Source organism: Devosia marina (assembly GCF_009758415.1).
Classification (GTDB): domain Bacteria; phylum Pseudomonadota; class Alphaproteobacteria; order Rhizobiales; family Devosiaceae; genus Devosia; species Devosia marina.
In genome coordinates this window covers 424880-448424 of the sequence record NZ_WQRF01000003.1, presented here as the reverse complement: position 1 = coordinate 448424, position 23545 = coordinate 424880, and the positions used below count along the sequence as shown (strand labels likewise).

Annotated in this window: 19 protein-coding genes and 2 pseudogenes; 12 read left to right on the top strand and 9 right to left on the bottom strand. The window is 60.2% G+C overall.

Annotation, left to right across the window (positions count from 1 at the left end):
• Nucleotides 1-30 precede the first annotated feature (30 nt).
• Nucleotides 31-1320, bottom strand: coding sequence for an adenylosuccinate synthase (locus tag GO014_RS13130; protein ID WP_157290784.1), 1290 nt, complete (start codon nucleotides 1318-1320; stop codon nucleotides 31-33).
• Between the two features lie 157 nt (nucleotides 1321-1477).
• On the opposite strand from GO014_RS13130, the gene GO014_RS13125 reads away from it, so the two are divergent.
• Nucleotides 1478-2422 carry a DMT family transporter gene (locus GO014_RS13125; protein WP_179952972.1) on the top strand — a complete coding sequence of 315 codons (945 nt, stop codon included), beginning with the start codon at nucleotides 1478-1480 and terminating at the stop codon, nucleotides 2420-2422.
• Between the two features lie 45 nt (nucleotides 2423-2467).
• Here GO014_RS13125 and serA read toward each other — a convergent pair whose 3' ends face one another.
• Both serA and GO014_RS13115 read right to left on the bottom strand, forming a co-directional pair.
• The gene (gene serA / locus GO014_RS13120) at nucleotides 2468-4051 is read right to left on the bottom strand and encodes a phosphoglycerate dehydrogenase (protein WP_157290782.1); all 1584 of its coding nucleotides are present in this window, start codon (nucleotides 4049-4051) and stop codon (nucleotides 2468-2470) included.
• Nucleotides 4052-4143: 92 nt separating this feature from the next.
• Nucleotides 4144-5325, bottom strand: a complete 1182-nt coding sequence (locus tag GO014_RS13115) for a phosphoserine transaminase (protein ID WP_157290781.1) — start codon at nucleotides 5323-5325, stop codon at nucleotides 4144-4146.
• Between the two features lie 377 nt (nucleotides 5326-5702).
• Here GO014_RS13115 and GO014_RS19190 point away from each other — a divergent pair.
• Nucleotides 5703-5855 (top strand): annotated as a pseudogene (locus GO014_RS19190) (IS110 family transposase); the annotation flags it as partial.
• 136 nt (nucleotides 5856-5991) lie between these two features.
• Here GO014_RS19190 and GO014_RS19650 read toward each other — a convergent pair.
• Nucleotides 5992-6300: pseudogene (locus tag GO014_RS19650) on the bottom strand (transposase); the annotation flags it as partial.
• Between the two features lie 334 nt (nucleotides 6301-6634).
• Between GO014_RS19650 and GO014_RS13105 the strand changes: the two are divergent.
• From GO014_RS13105 to GO014_RS13090, 4 genes are all read left to right on the top strand, one after another.
• Nucleotides 6635-7225 carry a DUF2291 family protein gene (locus GO014_RS13105; protein ID WP_179952971.1) on the top strand — a complete coding sequence of 197 codons (591 nt, stop codon included), beginning with the start codon at nucleotides 6635-6637 and terminating at the stop codon, nucleotides 7223-7225.
• Nucleotides 7222-8742, top strand: coding sequence for a sugar ABC transporter ATP-binding protein (locus tag GO014_RS13100; RefSeq protein WP_157290778.1), 1521 nt, complete (start codon nucleotides 7222-7224; stop codon nucleotides 8740-8742). The genes GO014_RS13105 and GO014_RS13100 overlap by 4 nt, the downstream gene beginning before the upstream one ends.
• 9 nt (nucleotides 8743-8751) lie before the next feature.
• On the top strand, nucleotides 8752-9795 hold the full coding sequence (locus tag GO014_RS13095) for an ABC transporter permease (protein WP_116589518.1): 1044 nt from the start codon (nucleotides 8752-8754) through the stop codon (nucleotides 9793-9795).
• 216 nt (nucleotides 9796-10011) lie between these two features.
• Nucleotides 10012-10953, top strand: coding sequence for a D-ribose ABC transporter substrate-binding protein (locus GO014_RS13090; RefSeq protein WP_157290777.1), 942 nt, complete (start codon nucleotides 10012-10014; stop codon nucleotides 10951-10953).
• A gap of 351 nt (nucleotides 10954-11304) precedes the next feature.
• Here GO014_RS13090 and GO014_RS13085 read toward each other — a convergent pair whose 3' ends face one another.
• From GO014_RS13085 to GO014_RS13065, 5 genes are read right to left on the bottom strand one after another with little or no spacing between them, the layout of a single operon-like run.
• Nucleotides 11305-12210 carry a nucleoside hydrolase gene (locus GO014_RS13085; RefSeq protein ID WP_157290776.1) on the bottom strand — a complete coding sequence of 302 codons (906 nt, stop codon included), beginning with the start codon at nucleotides 12208-12210 and terminating at the stop codon, nucleotides 11305-11307.
• A gap of 4 nt (nucleotides 12211-12214) precedes the next feature.
• Nucleotides 12215-13201: a sugar phosphate isomerase/epimerase family protein gene (locus GO014_RS13080; protein WP_157290775.1), complete on the bottom strand. Its 987-nt coding sequence runs from the start codon at nucleotides 13199-13201 to the stop codon at nucleotides 12215-12217.
• Between the two features lie 9 nt (nucleotides 13202-13210).
• Entirely contained in the window at nucleotides 13211-14695 is a 1485-nt protein-coding gene (locus GO014_RS13075; protein ID WP_157290774.1) for an FGGY family carbohydrate kinase, read from the bottom strand.
• Nucleotides 14692-15651, bottom strand: a complete 960-nt coding sequence (locus GO014_RS13070; RefSeq protein ID WP_157290773.1) for a transketolase family protein — start codon at nucleotides 15649-15651, stop codon at nucleotides 14692-14694. Before GO014_RS13070 ends, GO014_RS13075 begins: the two co-directional genes overlap by 4 nt.
• On the bottom strand, nucleotides 15648-16490 hold the full coding sequence (locus GO014_RS13065) for a transketolase (protein WP_157290772.1): 843 nt from the start codon (nucleotides 16488-16490) through the stop codon (nucleotides 15648-15650). Before GO014_RS13065 ends, GO014_RS13070 begins: the two co-directional genes overlap by 4 nt.
• A 316-nt stretch (nucleotides 16491-16806) precedes the next feature.
• Between GO014_RS13065 and GO014_RS13060 the strand changes: the two genes are divergently transcribed.
• The 6 genes from GO014_RS13060 (at nucleotide 16807) to GO014_RS13035 (ending at nucleotide 23543) form a co-directional block, all read left to right on the top strand.
• The gene (locus tag GO014_RS13060) at nucleotides 16807-17631 is read left to right on the top strand and encodes a DeoR/GlpR family DNA-binding transcription regulator (RefSeq protein ID WP_343030947.1); all 825 of its coding nucleotides are present in this window, start codon (nucleotides 16807-16809) and stop codon (nucleotides 17629-17631) included.
• Nucleotides 17632-17912: 281 nt separating this feature from the next.
• Nucleotides 17913-19817 (top strand): ABC transporter substrate-binding protein, encoded by a 1905-nt coding sequence (locus GO014_RS13055; protein WP_157290771.1) that lies wholly within the window; start codon nucleotides 17913-17915, stop codon nucleotides 19815-19817.
• Nucleotides 19818-19889: 72 nt separating this feature from the next.
• The gene (locus GO014_RS13050; protein ID WP_116589510.1) at nucleotides 19890-20891 is read left to right on the top strand and encodes an ABC transporter permease; all 1002 of its coding nucleotides are present in this window, start codon (nucleotides 19890-19892) and stop codon (nucleotides 20889-20891) included.
• Complete coding sequence (locus GO014_RS13045) at nucleotides 20888-21799, top strand: ABC transporter permease (protein ID WP_157290770.1); 912 nt, start codon at nucleotides 20888-20890, stop codon at nucleotides 21797-21799. The genes GO014_RS13050 and GO014_RS13045 overlap by 4 nt, the downstream gene beginning before the upstream one ends.
• Nucleotides 21796-22716, top strand: coding sequence for an ABC transporter ATP-binding protein (locus GO014_RS13040; RefSeq protein ID WP_157290769.1), 921 nt, complete (start codon nucleotides 21796-21798; stop codon nucleotides 22714-22716). The genes GO014_RS13045 and GO014_RS13040 overlap by 4 nt, the downstream gene beginning before the upstream one ends.
• Nucleotides 22717-22718: 2 nt before the next feature.
• Nucleotides 22719-23543, top strand: coding sequence for an ABC transporter ATP-binding protein (locus tag GO014_RS13035; protein ID WP_157290768.1), 825 nt, complete (start codon nucleotides 22719-22721; stop codon nucleotides 23541-23543).
• Nucleotides 23544-23545: the final 2 nt, after the last annotated feature.

Here is a 23545-nt window from a genome sequence, read left to right as displayed (position 1 = left end):
TCTGACAGCGCAGTCTTTTAGCAAAATTTGTCAGTCTTGGAATGGGTCAACGACCAAGATGGTGTCTGCACGTTCCGGACTGGTGGATAACAGGGCGACAGGGGCACCGATCAGTTCCTCGATATAGCGGACATATTTGACCGCTTGGGCCGGCAATTCGGCCCAGCTTCGTGCACCCGCGGTGGTTTCGGACCACCCTTCGAGCGTCTCGTAAATCGGCTTAACCCGCGCCTGTGCCCCCATTGAGGCAGGCAGATAATCAATGCGTGATCCGTCCAGCTCATAGCCGACACAGACCTTGATCTCCTTGAGGCCGTCGAGCACGTCGAGCTTGGTCAGGGCGATGCCGGTGATACCCGAGGTCTTGACGGTCTGGCGCACCAGAACCGCGTCGAACCAGCCGCAGCGGCGCGGCCGCCCGGTATTGACGCCGACTTCGCGCCCGACCACGGCCAGGTGCTTGCCAATTTCATCATCGAGTTCGCACGGGAAGGGGCCCTCGCCCACGCGGGTGGTATAGGCCTTGGTGATCCCCAGCACATAGTCGATGGCCGTGGGACCAAGGCCCGAACCTGCGGCGGCCTGTCCGGCCACGGTATTGGACGAGGTGACGAAGGGGTAGGTGCCGTGGTCATTGTCGAGCAGGGCGCCCTGCGCGCCTTCGAACAGGATACGTGCACCCTCGCGGCGCTTCTGGTCCAGCACGCGCCAGACCTGATCCATGAAAGGCAGGATTTCGGCCGCGATGGTGGTCAGCTCTTCATGGATGGTGTCGGCCGAGATCTCGGTCAGACCCATGCCCCGGCGCAGCGCATTGTGATGCGTCAGGAGGCGCTCGATCTTGGGCATGAGCGTATCGGGTTCGCTCAGATCAACAAGACGGATGGCGCGGCGGCCCACCTTGTCCTCATAGGCTGGACCGATGCCGCGGCGGGTGGTGCCGATCTTGAGGCCGGAATTGGCGTCTTCGCGAATGCCGTCGAGTTCGCGGTGCAGCGAGAGAATCAGCGGGGCATTGTCGGCCACGCGCAGCACTTCAGGGGTGATATTGACACCCTGGGCGCGCAGCTTGGCCATTTCCTCGACAAAGTGGTGCGGGTCCACCACCACGCCATTGCCGATGACCGAAAGCTTGCCTTGCACCAGACCGGAGGGCAGCAGCGCCAGCTTGTAGCTGACCCCGTCAATGACCAGCGTATGGCCGGCATTGTGGCCACCATGGAAGCGCACCACGACGTCGGCGCGCTCCGAAAGCCAGTCCACGATCTTGCCCTTGCCCTCGTCGCCCCATTGCGAGCCGACGACAACCACATTCGCCATATTCAGTCTTCCCCAAAGCAGGCACACAAACGGGACCGCACACGACGCGTCGGTCCCCACGATGATTGGACGTGACGTCCCCCCGGCCACCTTTGTCGGGTTTGATTATGGCCGAATAACTGATAAGTCCGATTGTCCATACATCACCCGGGCGACGATGACAAAGCCGCAACCACAGCAAAGTAGCGGCTTTTTCGCCCGCGTTCTGGAACAACCCTATCTGCTGCTGGTCCTGGCACCCCTGTTTTGGGGGGGCAATGTGGTGGCGGCCAAGCTGACGGTGGGGCAAATCGACCCGTTCCTGCTGCTGGCCAGCCGTTGCGTTCTGGCCACCAGTTTCATCCTGCCCTTCGCCTGGCCTCACCTCAAGGGTGACTGGGGCGTGGTGCGCCGGCACTGGCCGGTACTGATGGCCTATGGCGCGGTCGGCTATGCGCTGTTCAACGGCTTTCTCTATCTCGGGCTGCAGACAACTACGGCGGTCAATTCGGCAATCGAGCAGGGCTCGCTGCCGATGCTGATCCTGGGGGCCAATTTCATCATTTTCCGGGTGCGGGCACAGTTCATCCAGATCCTGGGGGTCTTGCTGGCCATCACCGGGGTGGTACTGACCGCCACGCATGGCGACCTCATGCGCATCCTGACGCTCGACATCAATGCGGGCGACGGTTTCGTCATGCTCGCCTGCCTGGCCTATACCAGCTACACGCTGGCGCTGCGCTTCCGCCCGAAAATGCACATCTTGAGCTTCATGGCCGTCAGCTTTTCGGGCGCGGCAATCACGTCCGTTGTCATGCTGGCGTTTTCCCAAGGCGGGTTGGGGCAGGTGGCCACGCTCACCTCGGCGCCGCCGGTGGTCTGGGCGGTTATCGCCTATGTAGCGATCTTTCCGTCCATGTTCAGCCAGGTGGCTTATGCCCGCGGCGTCGAAATGGTCGGCGCCAATCGCGCGGCGCCGAGCCACAACCTCATCCCGGTGTTCGGGACATTGGGTTCGGTGATCATTCTGGGCGAGACGCTGCAGGCCTACCACTTTGTTGCCGCCGCCATCATCGTCAGCGGCATCCTGCTGGCCGAATGGGCAGCGCGACGGGTAAAATAAAAGGCGGCCCGGAGGCCGCCTTCAAATCGCATCGCTTCTACCAGCTCAGAACTTGAGCGCTTTGGCCTGTTTGACGCCTTCGAGCTTGGCGATCTGGTCGAGCTGGGCGTCGTTCAGGGTGCCGTCGATGGAAACCAGGGCAATGGCGTCGCCACCCACTTCGGCGCGGCCGAGGTTGAAGTTGGCGATGTTGATCCCGAGCGTGCCCAGAATGGTGCCCAGGCGGCCGATATGGCCCGGCTTGTCCTCATTGGTGACATAGAGCATGTGCGGGGTGACTTCCGCTTCCATGTTGATGTCCTTGACCTGGATGATGCGCGGCTTGCCATTGGCAAACAGGGTGCCAGCGACACCGCGGGTCTGACGTTCGGTGGTCACCGTCAGGCGGATGTAGCCCTCATAGGCGCCCTGCTGGTCGCGATTTGTGGTTTCCACCACAATGCCACGGTCCTTGGCGATCTGGGGGGCCGAAACCATGTTGATGTCGCCCAGCGAGGGCTTCAAGACGCCGTTGATTGCAGCAGCCACCATGGGGCGGGTGTTCAGACCAGCCGGAGTGCCTTCGAATTCGAGCTTGATGCCCGAAATGGCGGTTTCGGTAAGCTGGCCGGCAAAGGAGCCCAGGGCCTCGGCGAGCTTGACCCAGGGGGTGATGATCGGGGCCTCCTCGGCCGAGATGGACGGGAAGTTGAGCGCATTGGTGATCTCGCCGGTCATCAGATAGGCCGAAATCTGCTCGGCCACCTGCAGCGCAACGTTTTCCTGCGCCTCGGTTGTCGCCGCGCCAAGATGGGGTGTGCAGATGACGTTGGGCAGTTCGAACAACGGATTGTTCTGAGCCGGCTCTTCAAGAAACACGTCCAATGCAGCGCCGGCGACCTGGCCGGACTTGAGTGCTTCAAAGAGCGCTGCTTCATCGATCAGACCGCCGCGGGCGCAATTGATGATCCGCACACCCTTCTTGGTCTTGCTCAGGGTTTCGGCATTCAGGATGTTGCGGGTGGCGTCGATCAGCGGGGTATGGAGGGTGATGAAGTCGGCACGGGCGAGCAGGTCGTTGAGTTCGACCTTTTCCACGCCCAGTTCCACAGCGCGTTCAGGGGTCAGGAACGGGTCATAGGCAATCACCTTCATCTTGAGGCCCTGGGCGCGGTCGGCCACGATCGAGCCGATATTGCCTGCACCGATCAAACCCAGCGTCTTGTGGGTGACCTCCACGCCCATGAAGCGGTTCTTTTCCCACTTGGAGGCGCGGGTCGAGGCGTCGGCCTCGGGAAGCTGACGGGCCAGCGCCATCATCATGGCAATGGCATGCTCGGCCGTGGTGATGGAATTGCCGAAGGGCGTGTTCATCACGATGATGCCCTTCTTGGTGGCAGCCGGAATATCGACATTGTCGACACCGATGCCGGCGCGGCCGATGACCTTGAGATTGGTGGCAGCCGAGAGGATCTTTTCGGTGACCTTGGTGGCCGAGCGAATGGCCAGGCCATCATACTGGCCGATGACCTCGAACAGCTTGTCCTTGTCCTTGCCCAGATCGGGCAGGTAGTCGACCTCGACGCCATTGTCCTTGAAGATCTGGACGGCGGTGGGGCTCAGCTTGTCGGAAACGAGAACTTTAGGCATTGGAGCAGTCCTGATTTGGATGGGAGCGGGCTTCGCCCAGCTTCACCATGAAAAGGGGAAAAAGGGCCCCGCCTTGCGGGGCCGGTAAGGGCTTAGGCGGCAGCCTTGAGCGCGGCCTTCTCCTGGGCGAAAGCCCAATCGAGCCACGGCGTCAGCTTTTCGAGATCGGAGGCCTCGACGGTCGAGCCGGTCCAGATCCGCAGACCCGTGGGCGCATCGCGGTATCCGCCGATGTCATAGGCCACGCCTTCCTTGTCGAGGCGGGCGACAATGGCCTTGGCAAAGGCCGCCTGAGCGTCGGCATCAAGCGCGTTGATGTCGGGATCGGAGATGACCAGACACACCGAGGTGTTGGAGCGCTCGTTCTCGTTCTTGGCCAGGAAGTCGATCCAGTCGGTCTTTGCCACCCAGTCGGCCAGCACTTTGGCATTGGCGTCGGCGCGAGCCTGCATGGCCTTGAGACCGCCGATCTCGACACCCCATTGCATGGCATCCACCGCATCCTCGATGCAGATCATCGAGACGGTGTTGATGGTTTCGGCCTTGAAGATGCCTTCGATCAGCTTGCCGCCCTTGGTCAGGCGGAAAATCTTGGGCAGCGGGCGGTCGGGCTTAAAGGTTTCGAGCCGTTCGACGGCGCGGGGCGAGAGGATCAGTACGCCGTGCGCCGCCTCGCCGCCCAGCGCTTTCTGCCAGGAGAAGGTGACCACGTCGAGCTTGGCGAAATCGAGTTTCTGCGCGAAGGCGGCCGAAGTCGCGTCGCAAATGGTCAGGCCTTCGCGATCGGCGGGGATCCAGTCGGCATTGGGGACGCGGACGCCCGAGGTGGTGCCGTTCCAGGTGAAGACCACATCGCGGTTGAAATCGACCTGGGTCAGATCGGGCAATTCGCCATAGGGCGCGTCGAGCACGCGGACATCGTCGAGCTTGAGCTGCTTTTGCACATCGGTGACCCAGCCGGCGCCGAAGCTTTCCCAGGCGAGCATGTCGACGCCGCGGGCGCCCAAGGCGCTCCAGAGGAACATTTCCACGGCGCCGGTGTCGGAGGCGGGAACAATGCCGATGCGATAGTCGGCGGGGACTTCGAGCAGGTCGCGGGTGAGATCGATGGCCTGCTGGATGCGCGCCTTGGCGGGCTTGGCCCGGTGCGAGCGGCCGGTCAGCGCGCCGGCAAGCGCATCAATCGTCCAACCTGGACGCTTGGAGCATGGACCCGACGAGAAATTTGGATTAGCCGGTTTGACCGCCGGTGCGGTTTGGGGCGTATCAGCCATATCAAGCGGCCCTCCCAGGCCTATTGTCTCGCGTTAGGGCGAGATGTCCTGAGGCCGCCAATACGCTCGTGACAAAGCGGCGTCAATTGGATTTTCGCCACATTGGGTGGTTTGAAACTCACAATTGGTGTTTTGACTACACATGCCCAGCCCAGAACCCTTTAATTTCAATGATTTAGCTGTTTGAGCATGTTCGCTGGTGCGAGGCTGGACTATTGGATAGTGCAGCTTAGAACTCGCCGAGCAAAAAAAGAGAGCACAGCGCCATCGGCAACAAACCGCCGATATCGCTCATGAATGCTTCCGGCGCATCCGGTCCGCCGTGAGTGCTACCCCGGGAAGTTCCCCAGCCGAGTGACCCAAAATCGGGTCCCACGTCATTGTCTTCACAGTTCGCAACCATGGCTCGGACCGGTGATCGGGTCCGGCGGCTGACAGGCATTTCCGGCGTCGGAGCGCTGAACGCGACCGCTCTGGTAGCCGCAGTGGGCAGCGCGGCTACCTTTTTGGAAGGACGTGATCTTGCTGCCCGGCCCCTTTATGAGGATCGGAACGCGCGGATCTCCATCTTGGCGGCGGCCATCGTGCCGACATGCGGGATACGCTTGTGCAGAATGATCAGGTTGTCACCCGATTTTCGCCTGCAACCGGGGCGGGCCATACGTTTGCGCCCGCTGCCTGAGATTGGCCGCGCATCGTGGTGCTGTCGATTATTTGGTGCCAGTATTCGGCGAGCCCGAGCTCGATCAGCTTTCCCAGCAAGGCGTCCCAGACCCCTTGTTCGGCCAAGCGGCGGAAACGGACATAGACCGGGTTCCACTTGCCATAGCGCTCGTGCATTCGCGTCAGGGGCAGCCAACCAGCAACACTTAGAGGATTTCGTTCAGAAAGCGCCGGTTGTCCAGGGCTGGCCGAGCCTGTCGACCCGCTCGGGCGGCAACAACGCCCCCACCAGTGCCATTCCTGATCCGTCAGATCGCCCTCCGTTTGAAGGGTGGCGTAGAGAAAGGCAGGGCCGGGGCTTTCGGCTCACGGCCATAACTGCTGCAAGCGAATCCAGTCAGAACAAGGGGTTTGCCATGCCACAAACAGCGGCCCTTTGGTTGAGCGTTGCACACGAAACTCGCTTATGCAGCTACCCTGTTCGATTCCCAAACGGAGCCTGCCAAGTCGCCTCAACTGAATTGACATCCAACAGTCAAATGATACAAAACCTCAGAAATCGCAATAATTCACAAAAAGTGATTGCGAGGGAGGAACACCGCGCATGCTCAGTCGCAGGGGAGTGCTTGTTGCATCGGCTGCATTGATGGCTGCATCCCTGGCGGGTTGCAAGATCGTGCAGATCGCTGACCAGGAGGCTGCCGCGCCGGCCGGGTTTGACGCCCAGGCTTATGCCGAAGACCTCTGGAGCGATCAGGTCCTGCCGCATTTTTCTGCCTCGGCTCGTCCCGTCGCAGAGGTGATCCCCGCCGTTCACGAAAGCCTCGAAGCGGCCGGCAATGCGTATGGCTACCGCGCAGCAGAAGGCTCTCCCTGGGCCTTCATCGTCAGTGGTACGGGCCAAGTCATCGCCAAGAACACCGAGTCTCGGGCCGGAACGCTGGATATCAAGGTGGAGGGTCTGCCAGATTCTGTCGCCTTGCAGATCGGTCCGGTCATCCGCGGCAATGCCATTCGCGATGCCCTGCCATTCGTCTCGTTTCAGGACTTCACCAATCAGCTCGAATATGCCGATGCTGGCAAGGCTTTGACGGCATTGGCGCTCCAGGCCATCTCGCCAGCGGCCGAAAATATTGCTGTCGGGGACAATGTTGCCTTTACCGGGGCGGTCAGCCTCGCGAACGCTGCGGACCGGCTGCAGATCACGCTGGTTGAACTGGACAAGACTTCGCCATGAGCGAAATTGTTCTTTCCGCCCGCGGCATAACAAAGGCCTTTCCCGGCACGGTGGCCCTGAAAGACGTTGACTTCGACGTTCACGCGGGTGCGGTCAATGTGCTGATCGGCGAGAACGGGGCGGGCAAGTCGACCCTGATGAAGATATTGGCCGGGGTCGAACAGCCCACACTCGGCACAATGACCATGGGCGGCCAGAAGGTCAGTTTCGATTCGATCCGTGATGCGGCCCGGCAGGGCATCGGAATTGTGTTCCAGGAACTCAATCTTTGCCCCAATCTCAGCGTCACCGAGAACATCTTTCTTGGACGTGACATCACCAGGGCCGGCTTTCACATCGACCGTGAAGCGCAGCGCCGGAAGGCGGCCGAACTCATAGGCAGGCTCGAACACCAGATCGACCCCGATGGTCTTGTCGGCGACCTGATGATCGGTGAACAGCAGATCGTGGAAATCGCCAAGGCGCTGGCAGAAGATGCTCGCATCCTCATCATGGACGAACCCACTTCGGCACTTTCGGTCTCGGAGGTGGAGGTGCTGTTCAAGGTCATTGGTGAACTGCGTCGCGCCGGTGTCGCAATCATCTACATTTCGCACCGTCTCGAAGAGCTGATCCGCATCGGAGATCATTTCACCGTGTTGCGGGACGGCAAGCTGGCGGCAACGGCGGAGCGCGAAGGCGTAACGATCCCCTGGATTATCGAAAAGATGCTGGGCAAGGACCAGGTCGTGGCCAATCGACCGCCAGCCATCGAAGCCGGGCCGGTACTCTTGGAGGTCGAGCGCTTGTCTTTGCCCGGGCGTGGACACGGCCTGGCACTCGATGACATTTCTGTCGCCTTCAGGCCCGGTGAAATTACCGCCATTTACGGACTTCTTGGGGCAGGTCGGACAGAGCTGTTTGAGAGCCTTTACGGGCTGCGTTCGGGTGCTCGTGGGGCCATTCGATTAGACGGGGTGGCGCTGGACGGTCATTCGGTGAACCGCCGCATGAGGGCGGGGCTGCTCCTGGTGCCGGAAGATCGCCAGCGGGACGGCCTTGCCCAGAATCTCTCGGTCGGCGGCAATCTGGGTCTGGCCAGTCTGCGCCGTTTCACGCGTTTTTTCTCGATTTCCAAGGCCGCCGAGACGCCACTATTGCAGCAGATCATCGATCAGTTGCGGATCAAGACGGCTGGAGTAGACGCGCCGATCACCTCGCTGTCCGGCGGGAACCAACAGAAGGTGGTGATTGGCAAGTCGCTGCTGACCGAGCCGCGGGTCCTCCTGCTCGATGAGCCCAGTCGGGGCATCGATATCGGCGCCAAGGCCGAAGTGTTTTCCACCATGCGCGACCTCGCCGACCGCGGCCTGTGCATCGTCTATTCCACCTCGGACCTCAAGGAGACCCATGCGGTGGCAGATCGGATACTGGTCATGGCCAATGGCCGGATTACAGCGGATCTGCGTGCCGAAGATGCGACCGACGAGGCGCTGGTGCGCGCCTCAACCCCCAAAACCGAACCGGCTTTTGCCTGAGGAGATTTCATGTCCAACGCGACCGCCACTGCCAAATCCGGTTCCACCGACAACACCTCGGTCTTGCTGCTGCTACTCAAGCTTAGAACGTTCATCGCGCTAATCGTGGTGACTTTGTTCTTTGCATTGATGGCGCCAAATTTTGTGTCAGTGGCCAATGCCATTATTATTTCCAAGCATGTGGCGATCAACGCAATCCTGGCCATCGGCATAACCTATGTCATTCTGACAGGCGGCATCGACCTTTCCGTGGGGTCCATTGTCGGTCTCACCGGCATGGTGGCAGGCGGGTTGCTGGCCCATGGTCTGCAACTGCCCATGCTGGGTATTATCATCTATCCCAATGTCCTTGAGGTGGTTTGCATCGCCCTGCTGGTGGGCACCGCAATTGGTGCCATTAACGGGCTATTGGTGACCAAATTGGGGGTCGCCCCGTTCATCGCCACCCTGGGCACGCTCTACGTGGCGCGCGGCGCGGCCTTGCTGCTCTCAGGTGGCGCGACCTTCTCCAATCTGGTTGGCAAGGAAGAGCTGGGCAATCAGGGCTATCCGATTATCGGTTCGGGGAATGTGCTGGGGATACCAGTCTCCATCGTCATTCTCGTGGTGCTGGCGCTGGTTGCGGCTTATGTCGCGCAACGCACGCCTTTCGGCCGTAAGGTTTACGCGGTCGGGGGGAACGAGCGGGCAGCGGCGCTCTCGGGCGTGCGCGTGGACCGCATCAAAATCGCTGTTTACATGATTTCCGGCTTTTGTGCCGCGGTCGTCGGTCTCATCGTTTCCTCCCAGCTTGTCGCCAGCCACCCAGCCAGCGGCGAAACCTTCGAGCTCAACGCCATCGCCGCGGCGGTTCTGGGCGGCACTTCACTTTCAGGCGGGCGAGGCCTGATCGGGGGGACAATAATCGGTGCCTTTGTCATCGGCGTGCTGAGCGACGGTCTGGTGATGATGGGCGTTTCCGAATTCTGGCAGATGGTTATCAAGGGGCTCGTGATTATTGCGGCAGTGGTCCTGGATCAGCTGCAGCGGCGCCTCGCCGCTAGCAACGGCTGATAAGCCCCATTTTCGGCAAGTCTCTGCGTCCAGGAAGGATGCAAAGACGCTTCTCTCTTGCCAGCGAGTGCAACTAGCGGTGCTCTGCGGACGCCTCATTTCGTTGACTTTGGCAAATGTCAAAGCTATTCCTTAGAAACCGCAAATAAAACAAAGTAGCCGAAAGTTGCAGGCGATTGCGGGAACCAGAGCGACACGCTCTAAAGGAGGACCAAAATGAAGTTTGCAAGAACGATCGCTGCGCTGGCACTGGGCGCAATGGCCAGTGTTTCCATGGCTTTCCCCGCCGCGGCTCAGGATCTGATCGTCATCATTACGCCCAGCCACGATAACCCCTTCTTCAAGGCAGAGGCCGAAGGTGCAAAGGCTAGAGCCGAAGAACTGGGATATACGACCCAGGTCTATTCGCATGATGACGATGCCAACAAGCAGAATGAGTTGATCGACTCCGCCATTGCCGCCGGCGCCAAGGCCATCATTCTCGACAATGCCGGCGCTGACGCGTCCGTCGCCGCGGTGCAAAAGGCAAAGGATGCGGGCATCCCGTCCTTCCTCATCGACCGCGAGATCAATGCCACCGGCGTGGCCGTGGCCCAGATTGTTTCCAACAATTACCAGGGTGCCACTCTGGGCGCTGAGGCATTTGTGGAGGCCATGGGCGAGACCGGCAATTATGTCGAGCTGGTGGGCAAAGAATCCGACACCAATGCAGGAATCCGTTCGGCAGGCTACCATGACGTGATTGATCAGTATCCAGACATGGTGATGGTTGCCCAGCAGTCGGCGAACTGGAGCCAGACGGAAGCCTTCACCAAGATGGAATCCATCCTGCAGGCCAATCCGGACATCAAGGGCGTGATCGCCGGCAACGACACCATGGCAATGGGCGCGCTCGCGGCGCTTGAGGCCGCTGGCCGCAACGACGTGATCGTGGTGGGTTTCGACGGATCGAATGATGTCCGCGACGCCATCCTCGCCGGCAAGGTCCACGCCACCGTGCTGCAGCCCGCTTACCGCCAGGCTCAGTGGGCTGTCGAGCTTGCCGACAAGTACCTCAAGGAAGGCTCCACCGGCATGGATGAAAAGATCTCCATGGACTGCGTGCTCATCGACGAAAGCAATGCAGGTGATCTCGAAACGTTTGCTCTGGCTGACTAGCGAGCTCGTTAGTCAGACTTGAATCTCCCGACGAGGCCGGCGCTACGAAAGTAGCGTCGGCCTTTGGCATGTTGGGCGGACGGCGTGGATCATGGCCCACCAGCGGCGCCTTGGTGGGCTCAAATGGACGGGGGCCGGTTCAAGAGACAAGCGCAGCATTGATGGCCGTCTGACCGCGTGCGGGGCCCTTGAGGCCAGAGCCGGTTTCATCATTCGCACAGGGCATTGGGTGTTGTGGTCTAGCGGCGCAGTGATCTGGCGCGTCTACCACCATGACACACTCACAACATCCCAACAAAAAAGCCCGCCGTCAGGAACGGCGGGCCAAGTCGGGCAGGTTGATCGAGCTCACTAACCGAAATTGGCCAGATCCTGTACGCCGCGATGAAAACGGGCGAGCTTGGCGTAGAAGTCTTCCAGGATGTAGCGGATATCGATGGAGTCATAGACCTTGATCGGCCGGTGCTGGCCGGTGTGGACGTAATGCATGTGCGGGCTGAATTCGGGAGCAGGGCGCCATTCATAGGTGCCGCCCATTGGGTTGAGGATCACGGACAGCGACGGGGTGTCGCCCAGCGACCGATGCTCGATCGGGCCCTTGTGCACCCGCAGGTTCCAGTCGATGAGCTGATCGACGAGATATTTGCCAATCGGGCCCTTGTCCTCGCAACGCTCCTGCAGTTCGGCGTAGCTGACCGACATCATGCGGTAGACCGTGGAGGGGATCTGCCAGACCTGGATTTTTGAGCGCATGACGACATTGGCCGAGGCGATGTCGTTCATAAGGTTGAATTCACGGCCACCACTCGGCCAGGTGCCGCCGCCGATCCAGACGCAGATGACATTGCGCTCGTTCAGCTTTGGCTCCATCAGCAAGGCTGATGCCATGTCGGTCAAGGGGCCGAGAAAGGCCACGTAGAGCGGCCGGTCGTCGTCCTTCATGGCCTCGTCGATGATCATCTGCGCGCCGGGGGATGGCACGGGGGTCTGCTCATCGGGCAGGGCGGTGGCTGCGCCATTGGCCACCGGAATGCGGCCGGAAAGGTCCATCAGATCGAGCAGGTGGTCGATTTCCTTGCGGCTATCCTCCATGGCCGTCTTGGACCGGTGGTCGCCGAAATGGGCGGCGATGATGCCGTGGAAATCGAAGGTTGGCGTCAGAAGCGCATGGACGATGGTGAACTGATCGTCCGCCTCGTTCTTGGCATCGGTATTGAGGATCAGGCGGGCACGCTTTTCGCGCGGCAGATTTGTCATGCTCTCAGTCTCCCATCGCGCCGAACAGCGCCTTCTGAGCGATCTTGAGGGCGCCGATGGCGTCGTGGCGGCTTTGAGCTTCTCGCAGAGCGTCTTCGTCCAGCGCATCCAGCCCCTTGGCCGCAGCCTTGAGGAAATCGATCGCGTGGGTCGCCGTGGCGACGCTGTCCTCACGGAACGGGAACTGGTCGAGCTGCCAGACGCCTTCCCACTTGTTCTTCTTGAGCACGTGGAAGAACTCGAAGAGTTCGATCGGATGGAGGCTGCCTGCCACCAGATCGTCGTCCCAGGAGCGATAATTGTCGTTGACGTCCATGCCGAACAGGCGACCGTAATCGATAGCCAGCTGCGCACTGTCGGCAGCGGATTCGCCGCCCATGATTGCGTGGCCGAAATCGAGCAGGATGCCGATATTGGGCAGGCCGATCTTTTCGATGCCCAGAATGGTGCGGGCGACCGAACCAAAGCTCATGCGCACGCGCGGCTCGCGCGGCTTATATTCGATGACGAATTTGAGGTCCGGGTTCTCGCTTGCCAGTTGGCCAACGCCATCCAGCGAACGCTGCCATTGCGTTGAATAGTCAACCTGGAAGGGATAATCCCAACCGTCCTGGCCGGGCCAGAGCTTGACATAGTCGGCCTTATGGAAGCGAACCACGTCGCAGGCCGCGGTCACCAGTTCATGCGCCTTGCGGCGGATGCCGGCATCGGGATTGGTGAAAGCGCCCTTGACGAAATCGCGGGTGTAGATCTCGGGCGTGATGCCGATCGCACCGAGCTTGTTGCGTTCAAGCGCGGTCTTTATCTCGGCGTCGGAAAACTCACCGCCGAAATAGGGCCAGTTAAGGTCGACGACCGACAGGTCCTTGACCTGGCCAGCCAGGTCGATGGCCTCGATGATACTGCGCGGCACGCCATAGCCATCGGTGGCATAGCGATCAAGATAAGTGGCGAAGTGCCAGATACCAGCGCCAAAACGGGGTGTGCTCATGGGATCCTCCTAGCTCGTCGTCTTGTTGTTTGTCGCCAATGTCTGGGTCACGGCTGACGCCCAGCGCTGGCGGTGATTGGCGCATTCTGCCGCGCTCATGCTCGGCTCGTACTTGTCGGCTGCCGGCACGCCTGGCATGGCGGTGCCGAGCGCCGAAAAGGCGAGGGCGGCGGCGCCGAGCGCACTGACTTCAGGGGCCGCAGCGGCCGCTACCGGCCGGCCCAAAATGTCGGACTGAAATTGCATCACCAATGGGTTGCGCGAAGCGCCGCCATCGGCGCGCAGTTCACCCAGGGCCGAGCCCATATCAGCTTCCATAGCCGCATAAACATCGGCAACCTGGAAGGCGATGGCTTCAAGGGCGGCCCGCGCCAGGTGCGCCGGCTTGGTTCCAAGGCTCATGCCAGTCATGGTGCCGCGCGCATCAGACCGCCAGTAGGGCGCACCCAGACCGACCAAAGCAGGTACGAACGTCACGCCATTGCTGTCCGGCACAGTTTCGGCGAGCGCAGACAAGGTCGCAGCATCGGCTAGGCCGAGCAATTCGGCGACGAAGGCTGCGGTCTGGCCCGAGACGGAAATATTGCCTTCGAGCGCATATTGCGCCTTGCCGTTCTGGCTCCAGGCAATGGTGCTCGAGATGCCATGGGTGGATCGGATGCGTTCCGGGGTCAGCGCCATCAGCGATGTGCCAGTGCCATAGGTGCCCTTGACCGTGCCCGGCTCGCGCACGCCATGGCCGAACAGGGCCGCATGAGAATCCCCGATCATGGAAAGGATCGGCGTCCCGGCGGGCAGGGCGCATGCGCCTTCGGCTGTAGCGCCGAAGCGGCTATCGGAAGATTTTATCTCGGCCAGCATGGACATTGGCACGTCGAACAGGGTGCACAGCTCCTCGTCCCAGCTCAGGGTCTTGGTGTTGAACAACTGGGTACGGGATGCGTTGGAGTGATCGGTGGTGTGCACCGTCCCGCCAGTCAGGTTCCAGAGCAGCCATGAATCCACGGTGCCTACCCGCAATTCGCCTTTCTCGGCGCGCGTCCGTGCACCAGGAACATTGTCCAGCAACCAGGTGATCTTGGCGGCGGGGAAGAGAGGGTCCAGGGCAAGCCCGGTCCGGCTTTCGATGGCTTCGGCATGACCGTCGGCGCGCAGGGCCTCGCATTTGGGGGCCGAGCGGCGGCATTGCCAGATCACGAGAGGACCAACAGGCACGCCGGTGGCGGCATCCCAGACAAGGATGGACTCGCGCTGGTTGGAAATGCCCACGCCGATGATCGGAACATCACCGGCTTTGGCGAGGACATCGGCAATCACTGTCTGGACGCCGGCAATCAAATCAATGCCGGACTGCTCTGCCCAGCCGGGCCGAGGATAGGTGACCAAATTGGGCACCGAAGCCTGACTGTGGACGCGACCGGTTGCGTCAACCAACAGCGCCTTGGTGTTGGTGGTGCCCTGGTCGATGGCGAGGATCAGTTCACGATCAGTCATTTCTTGCGGGCAATGGTCTGTCTGACGGCTGCAGCGATTCCAGCGTCAGTGAGGCCATAGTGCTCCATCAGCCATTCTGCGGAACCCGTCGGTACGAAGCCGGGGAATCCCATGATGCGCATCGGTACGGGATTAGTGCTGGCGATGATCTCCGCTACCGCGCCACCCAGACCGCCACGCACCGAATGCTCCTCGATGGTAACGATTGCTCCCGTCTCGGCAGCAGCAGCGATCGCCGCTTCGTCCAGCGGATTGACCGTAGCCATGTTGACGACACGAGCAGAAATGCCCTCGCTCCTCAGTGCCGTAGCGGCGGCAACGGCCCGATGGACCATGGTGCCATTGGCGATAATGGTGGCATCCGAACCCTCCACCAGTGTCTCGGCCTTGCCGATTGCAAACTTCGATCCGGTTGCGCGCGCCAGGGCCGGTACGGGCATGCGGCTGACACGCACGAAAACCGGGCCATCCATCTCGGCCGCGGCCAGAATGGCCTGCTCGGTCTGCCAGGGATCGGCCGGTACGATCAGGGTGAGATTGTTGAAAAGCCGCAGCCAGGCAAGATCTTCGATCGAGTGATGAGTCGGACCCAGTTCCCCGTACGCTACGCCGCTCGACTGGCCGATCAGCTTCACATTGACGTTGGAGTAGGCGATGTCGGCCTTGACCTGCTCCATGGCGCGTCCGGTGATGAAGCAGGAGGCCGCGGACACGAAGGGCACCTTGCCGCCATTGGCCAGACCTGCACCGACAGCAACCAGGGTCTGTTCGGCAATGCCGACATTGACCATGCGCTCGGGGAATTTCTTCTTGAATCCGCCAAGCTTGGATGAGCCGACGCTGTCGCTCACTACCGTCACGATCCTCGGATCGCGCTCGGCCAAAGCTTCAATGGTTGCGGCGAAGCTATCCCTGCAATCGAAATAGCCTTCTTTCTTGGATGCAGCAGCGCTCATTGGACCAGTTCCGCCATGGCTTGTTCGTATTGTTCTTTGTTTGGCACGCCGTGATGCCAGGCGACGTTGTCGTGCATGTAGCTCACGCCTTTGCCCTTGAATGTATTGGCGATCACGCAGAGCGGCTTGCCACGTCCCTTGGGCGAGGCGGTCAGGACCTCAAGCAGCTGGCCGTGATCATGCCCGTCAACCACTTCGACATGCCAGCCGAAGGCCCGCCATTTATCGTCCAACGGGTCCAGCGTTGCCGTTTCTTCGGTCCGCGCCCCCTGTTGCAGACGGTTGCGGTCAACAATGAGCGTCAAATTCTCCAGCTTGCGGTGGGCTGCGGTCAGCGCGCATTCCCAATTGCTGCCTTCCTGCAACTCACCATCGCCGGTGAGAACAAAGGTCCGAAAGTCGGCATTGTCTATCTGGCCGGCTATGGCGATGCCGGTAGCCACCGGCAGTCCGTGACCAAGTGGGCCGGTATTGGTTTCGACGCCTGGCAGGTAGTTGCGATTGGGATGGCCGTTCAGCTTGCTCAGTGGCTCCATGTAGGTCTTGAGGTCAGCCTCGGGGAAATATCCGGCGGCCGCCAGCACCGAATAGAAAGCGCCTGTGCAATGGCCCTTGCTCATCACGAAGCGGTCGCGCGCGGGGTCGTTCGGACGGTCCGGCGTAAACTGCATGACCCCGAAATAGAGCGTTGCCAGAATATCGGCCGCGCTGAAGTCTCCGCCCGGGTGCCCCATCTGCGCTTCATAGACCATCTGGAAACTGCGACGTCGTATCCACAGGGCCTTGGCTGCAATCTCTGGCACCAGGTCATTTTTTTGCAGAGTTGCGGGCGAAGTCATTGATGTCTCCCATTACGTCGAGCAAGGCAGCACGACTGCAAACCGGAAAGTCGCGGGCCGAAATTCCTGCTCCGTTGCCACCTCGTCTTTTCGACGCCATGGCCTCCTCACCACCACAGTGCGAGCCCGATTGCTGTGCTTTTCTGATAGCTACAGCGCACACGGCTTTCGCGCAATAGTGAAAACTTTCGATTTTTGCGTTTTGTCGGTGAGCTGACTTTTAGCCTTGCTGATTTATCGAGTTTTCCGGTGCCCCCCTAAGCCTGAATATGCTAAGGGCGTTATTCTGACGGTGAAGGGTGCGGGGTAAGTTAAGGTGGAAAAGGCAAAGGCGACTCGGCGCAAGCGTGGTGCGGAACGGGGTGCCCAGCCGCAATTGCTCGCAGAGCCCAGGCGCATGGCCATTCTCGAATGGCTTCAGGAAGAGGGCAGCGCGCGTGTACGTGATCTGTCCGCTGCGTTCCATGTCTCCGAGGCAACCATTCGCCAGGATCTCGAGCGGCTTGATGCTGAGGGGTTCATTACCCGGGAGCATGGAGGGGCATTTCTTCGCTCGATCCCCCAACAGGTTCAGTCCATGTCCCTGCAACAAATTCAGAACATGGATAAGAAGCGCGCGATCGGCAGTGCTGCCGCAGCGCTTGTGGGCGACAATGAGACCCTCATCATCGATTCCGGTTCGACGACGACCCAATTTGCTGAGAATCTCCGGGCTCGCCAAGAGCTAAACATCATCACCAATGCCCTCAACATCGCCCTGATCCTTGGGGCCATACCGAGCAACACCGTCCATATGCCCGCAGGGCAATTCAAAGCGCCGACACTGTCGTTGAGCGGTGAGAAGTCGGTGGAGTTCTTTGTTGGCATATATGCGCAGAAGCTGTTTCTGGCGACGGCGGGCGTGTCCTTCGATGTCGGCCTGACCTATCCCTCGATTGGCGATATCTACGTCAAGCGTGCCATGGTGAAGGCTGCCTCGCATGTCTATCTGCTGGCTGATTCCACCAAGATCGGCAAAGTGTCCTTCTCGGCTCTCGGTGGCGTGGAAATGGTTCATACGCTGATCACGGATGACGGCATTTCCGACAGTGACCGCGCCGAGTTCGAGCGCCGCGGCGTCGAAGTCATTATCGCCAGCTAGCAGCGCTTTACACCCATTGGTGATTTTTTTGGCTTCCTCACGTGTGGAGGAGCATTGACAATCGCTGCGCTCGATCATAATCCTTACTAATCGCAATAAATCGAAAATAACAACAAACGACATTGCGATGGAGCGCGGGAGCGTGCGGAGGAAAGTCAGTCCAACTTGCCTTGTTTGCAGGGCCCTGAATGGGGCCTGACAGAGCTTTGGCCTGCCTGGAATTCCGAAATGATCCGCATTGGATGGCCGCTTCAGGTCAAGCGGCTGCAGAGGAGGAAAATATGGCACGGCACGGCCGTACTTGGATGCTGCCCATCATGGGCGCCTTGATGACAACCACCGTTTTCGCTCAGGGGGCCATGACCGATGTCGGCACGCCCCGCAGTGAAACAATGATCGTGCAGACATTTGATGGGCGTTCGTCCAACCCGTCTGCCCAGAACCCCCTCAACTCCTATGCCATCTGGCGCGGTTTCCGCGAACTTGGCTGGGCGGCGCTGTGGGAGATGGATACCGCGACCGGCGAAAGCTATCCGGAATTGGCCGATGGCTTCCCTGAAGTGCTCAATGACGAGCACACCAAGTTCCGCGTCAAGATCCGCGAGGGGATCAAGTGGAGCGATGGCGAGGATTTCAACGTCGATGACATCATTTTCACCTTCGACACGGCCTTCAAATACCGCGACAAGCTAACCAACGTTTCGGCCATCACGCGTCTGGTCGATAGCTACGAAAAGATCGACGACCACACGTTCGAAGTGACGACCGCCACCCCGGTCTATGACTTCGTCACCCGCATGGGCGTTTATACCTGGGGCATGCCGTTCAACTGGGTTCCCCAGCACGTGTTTGAGCCGCTGGGCGATGAGGTGGTGACATTCCAGAACGCGCCGGCCGTCACGCTTGGCGCCTACAAGATCAAGGAATTCGATCCCAACGGTTTCTGGCAGCTCTGGGAGCTGCGCGAGGACTGGGATGAATCCGGCTGGAACATCGACGAGGAGCCGGCCGTCAAATACGTCTACTACAAGGACTTCGGTACCGAGGAGACGCGCGCGCTGGCGTTCGTGCAGAACCAGTACGATGTCGACACCTTCATGAGCCCGGATTCGATCGAGGCTGCCAAGGCGCGCAACCCGAATATCGAAACATTCTCGGCGACCTTCCCCTATCACGACATGAATGATGCCTGCTCCTATGGCATCTACATCAACAACCAGAAGGCGCCTTACGACATGCCCGAGGTGCGCTGGGCCCTGGCCCTGGCACTTGATCTCGAGCAGGTCGGCATTTCGGCGATGAGCGGCCAGTTCAAGGCCTCGCCACTGCCGCTGGCTGATACGCCGATCACCAATCCGCTTTATGTCGAGCCGCTTGAGTCCTGGCTCGAAGAGCTGACCATTGGGGATGGCTACAAGCCGTTCAACACCGATTTCGGCGCCGATCTGGTCGAAACGCTCGCCGCGCAAGGCGTTGATCAGGCGCAGCTGCCCTCTGGCGATGCGGTGGAAGCAGGCTTTGGTATCGGTTGGTGGAAGCACGATCCCGAGCAGGCCGCCAAGATGCTCGAATCGGTCGGCATGGCCAAGGGTGCGGACGGCTTCTTCACCATGCCCGACGGTTCGCCCTGGGTGCTCGAATTCGTCATTCCAGGCGACTGGAACAAGGTTCTGCAGCGCGTCGGCTTTTCGATTGCCGACAGCTGGCGCCAGGCAGGCTTCAACGTGAATGCCCGTCAGGTAGACAATGGCGAGTTTGGTACGGTCCAGACTACCAATGCCCGCATGGAGCTGCAGATCAACTGGTCGAACTCCTGCACCTATAACGCCAACTGGCAGAACTCCTGGCGCAACTTCCGCGCAGACAACGTCCTGCCCGCAGATTCCAACGATGCCCTTGTGCAGAACTATGCCCGCATCGTGGATGAACGCATCTTCGACATCGTGTCCGAAAGTGCCAGCCTCGAGATCGGCACAGAGGAGTTCGTCGAAAATGGTCGGCAGATCGCCAAGTATCTGACGGAAGACATGCAGATGATCAATCTCATGAACATCCCGACGACCATCCCGACCAATAGCACCTATTGGACGAACTTCCCCAAGCAGGACAACTTCTACGCTGCGCCCTACACCTGGTGGAGCTCGTTCAAGAAGACCGTCACCAACGTCGAGCCTACCGGACAGTGACCTCCTGACACGACCGGCTGGGGCGGCCATTCCTCCGGGCCGCCCCACACTCTATCGCAAAAGGAATCCCTGATGGGTGCACTCGTCTACATCGCCAAGCGGTTCGGACTCTATCTGGCCGTGCTGTTCATTGGCTTGTCCATCACCTTCCTGCTGCCGCGGCTGATGCCGATCAATCCCGTGGACGGCTATATCGGACAGATACAAAGCCGGGCGAATGGAGCCCTGAGCGCCGAGGCCATTGCCGAGCTCCGGGAAAATCTCGAGAATCTTTACGGCCTCAAAGGCAATCTCTTCACCCAATATGTCGATTACATGAAGCGCATAGTCTTCAGCTTCGACTTCGGGCCATCCTTCACCTATTTCCCCCAGCCCGTGTCACAGATGCTCATGGCGGCGCTGCCCTGGACCCTGAGCCTGCTGCTGACCGCCACCGTTATCGCCTGGACGCTGGGTAATCTGGTGGGCCTGGTTGCCGGCTACTTTCACAAGAAAAAGGCAGCCTCGATCCTCGAATTCGTTGGCATCCTGCTCTATCCCATCCCCTATTACATCCTGGCGGTCACGGTGTTGCTGCTGCTCGCCTACGTTTTCCCGGTCTTCCCGCTATCGGCGACTTTCCCGGTCGGTCAGATGAGCTGGGAGAAAGTCGGGATGATCATCTACAATTCGTTGCTGCCCGGCATCACGCTGGTCCTGGCAGGCTTTGGCTGGAACATCCTCTCGATGAAGGCGCTGGCCGTCGCCACCACCGAGGAACCCTATGTCATCTATGCCCGGCTGAAGGGCGCGAGCAACTGGACGCGGATGACGCGTTACGTGTTCCGCAACGCTCTGTTGCCGCAAGTGACCGCTCTGGCGCTCTCGCTGGGCATGGTCTTCAACGGCGCGCTGCTGACCGAGATGATCTTCTCCTATCCCGGCATTGGCCTTGTCATGCGCGCGGCGGCGACCGGTGGTGACTACAACGTGCTCTATGGCGCGATCACCATCTCGATCATTGCCGTGGCCACCGCCGGGCTGGTGATCGACCTGCTCTATCCACTTCTCGACCCCCGGATCCGCCACAAATGACCATAGACAGCAAAGAAATGGACCCGGTCACCCTGGTCGAAACGCCGCAAGCGGCAGAGCCCGGACTATTCAAGTCATTCCTCTGGCTCATCAATCCGCGCCTGGCGGTTGGCCTTACCATCCTGACGGTCATGGGTCTTGGCAGCTTTATCCTGCCGCTCTTCGCGCCGGCTGATCCGTCCGTGCAGGCCACCTACATGCGTAACTTGCCAGCTTCGGGCGCCCACTGGCTGGGTACCAATGCCCTGGGTCAGGATATCTTCTGGTTCCTGGTCTTTGCCATACGCAATTCGCTGATGCTGGGGGTTCTGGTGGCTGTCGGGGTCACCATCGTCGCAACCACGGTCGGTCTCAGCGCGGGCTATATCGGCGGGCGCTTCGAACGACTGGTCATGCTGATCGTCGACACGTTCATCACCATTCCGCTGCTGCCGATCCTCATCATCCTGGGGTCGCTGATCCGGGGAAACACCTCGTTCTTTACCGTGGGCTTCATCATCATCATTTTCGGCTGGGCCTGGGATGCGCGCACGGTACGTTCCATGGCGCTCTCGATACGCGAGCGTGAGTTCATCAACATGGCCCGGTTCTCCGGCGCCAACACCGCCCAGGTCATCATCCGCGAGGTGTTCCCTTATGTGATGGCCTATACGCTGGTGGGCTTCATCAACACCATCCTGTTCGCGATCAACCTTGAAGCCACCCTCGCGGTCATCGGCCTGTCCAAGGTCGAGGTGCCGACGCTGGGGTCAATCATCTTCTGGGCGCTCAACTACAACGCGTTGTTCACCGGGCATTTCCTCTGGCTGGTCGCGCCCATCATCGCTTCCGTGACGCTGTTTCTCGGACTTTTCCTGACTTCTACCGGCTTCAACGCCGCATTTGCTGAAAGGCGCGGTGTCCAATGATCAGCATCAAGGACCTCCAGGTCAGCTATCGCCTTGGAACGCGGACCATTCACGCCGTCGATGGCGTGACCCTCGATATTCCCGATGGGTGCATTGTCGGCATTGCCGGGGAGTCCGGCTGCGGAAAGTCGACCCTGATGAAGGCCATCTATGGCGACATCACCTCGCCCATGCATTTGTCGCGCGGCTCGATCACCTATGGGCTGAAGAGCGCGAAAGGCCGTCAGGTCACCGCCCAGAACATTCGCGAAGAATGGTTCAAATCCATTTCATACGTTCCGCAGAGCTCGATGAACTCGCTCAACCCGGTTATCCGTATTCGGGAACAGTTCATCGACTTCCCTGGGACCGACAGCAACAAGAAGCGCGTTCTCGAACGCGCCCGGGCCTATATGGGCAAGCTGGGATTGCCTCCTGAAGCCATGGATTCCTATCCCCATCAGCTGTCCGGCGGCATGCGGCAGCGCATGATGATCGGCCTGGCCACCTTCTTCCAGCCCGAACTGATCATCGCTGACGAGCCGACCACGGCCCTCGACGTCGTGGTGCAAAAGGACATCCTCATGCTGCTCATGGAGCTCCAGGAGGAGATGAAGAACACCATCCTGGTGGTCTCGCACGATATGGGCGTCCATTATCAGGTCACCCACAAGATGCTCATCATGTATGCCGGTCGCGTGGTCGAATACGGCGACACCGATAGCGTCTTCTCCGATCCCCAGCACCCCTACACCAAGATGCTGATCGACTCCCTGCCCACCATTGGCGACGACAGCATGCGCGGCCTGATGGCCAGCGCCGCCGGGGCCAGCGGTGACCGTGCCTATCGCGTTGAGCCAATCCTGCATGAAGTCAAGCCGGGGCACTTTGTTGCCCAGGTCGCGGCCGCGCCTGTTGCGCAGAGCGTAGGAGCCTGATCATGACCTTCATTCTCAAGACCGAAGGCCTCAACAAGGAGTACCGCTTGGGGAGCTTCGTGCGCTCCCGCAAGATCCAGGCGCTCAACGACGTCAACATCACCGTGGAAAGCGACAAACCCGTCGTGATCGCCGTTGTTGGGGAATCGGGCAGCGGCAAGACCACGCTGGCAAAGACCCTGCTGCGGCTCGAAACCCCGACCTCGGGACGCGCGATTGTCTATGACCGGCCGGTGGTCGGGGTGGGCTCCATCTCGTCGCGGAAGGAATTTCTGAGCACGGTCCAGCCTATCTTCCAGAACCCGTTCGAAGCCTTCAGCCGCTATCGGCCAGTGGACAGCTATCTGCACGAGACCGCACGCCGGGTGGCCAATATGGGGGAAAAGGAAGCCGAAGATGCGGTTGCCGATGCGCTGGACAGCGTCGGTCTCGACTATCGCGAGGTCAGCGGCAAATATACCAATCAGTTCTCGGGCGGGGAGCTGCAACGCATCTCGGTGGCGCGTGCTCTCATTCCACAGCCGCAACTGATTGTCGCCGACGAGCCGGTTAGCATGATCGACGCCTCGCGGCGCATGATCATCATCAACCTGTTCAAGCGGCTCCGGGATGAAGCGGGGCGAAGCTTTGTCTACATCACCCACGATCTGGCGACAGCCTATTACATCTCCGACTACATCGCGGTGATGAACAAAGGCCGCGTGGTCGAGTTCGGCAAGGCGCGCGAAGTCATGTCGAACCCGCAGCACGATTATACCCAGCTCCTGCTCAGCTCCATTCCCACCACGACCAGCCGCTGGAGGCCGCGTCTGCGCGCCGCCGGCTAGCC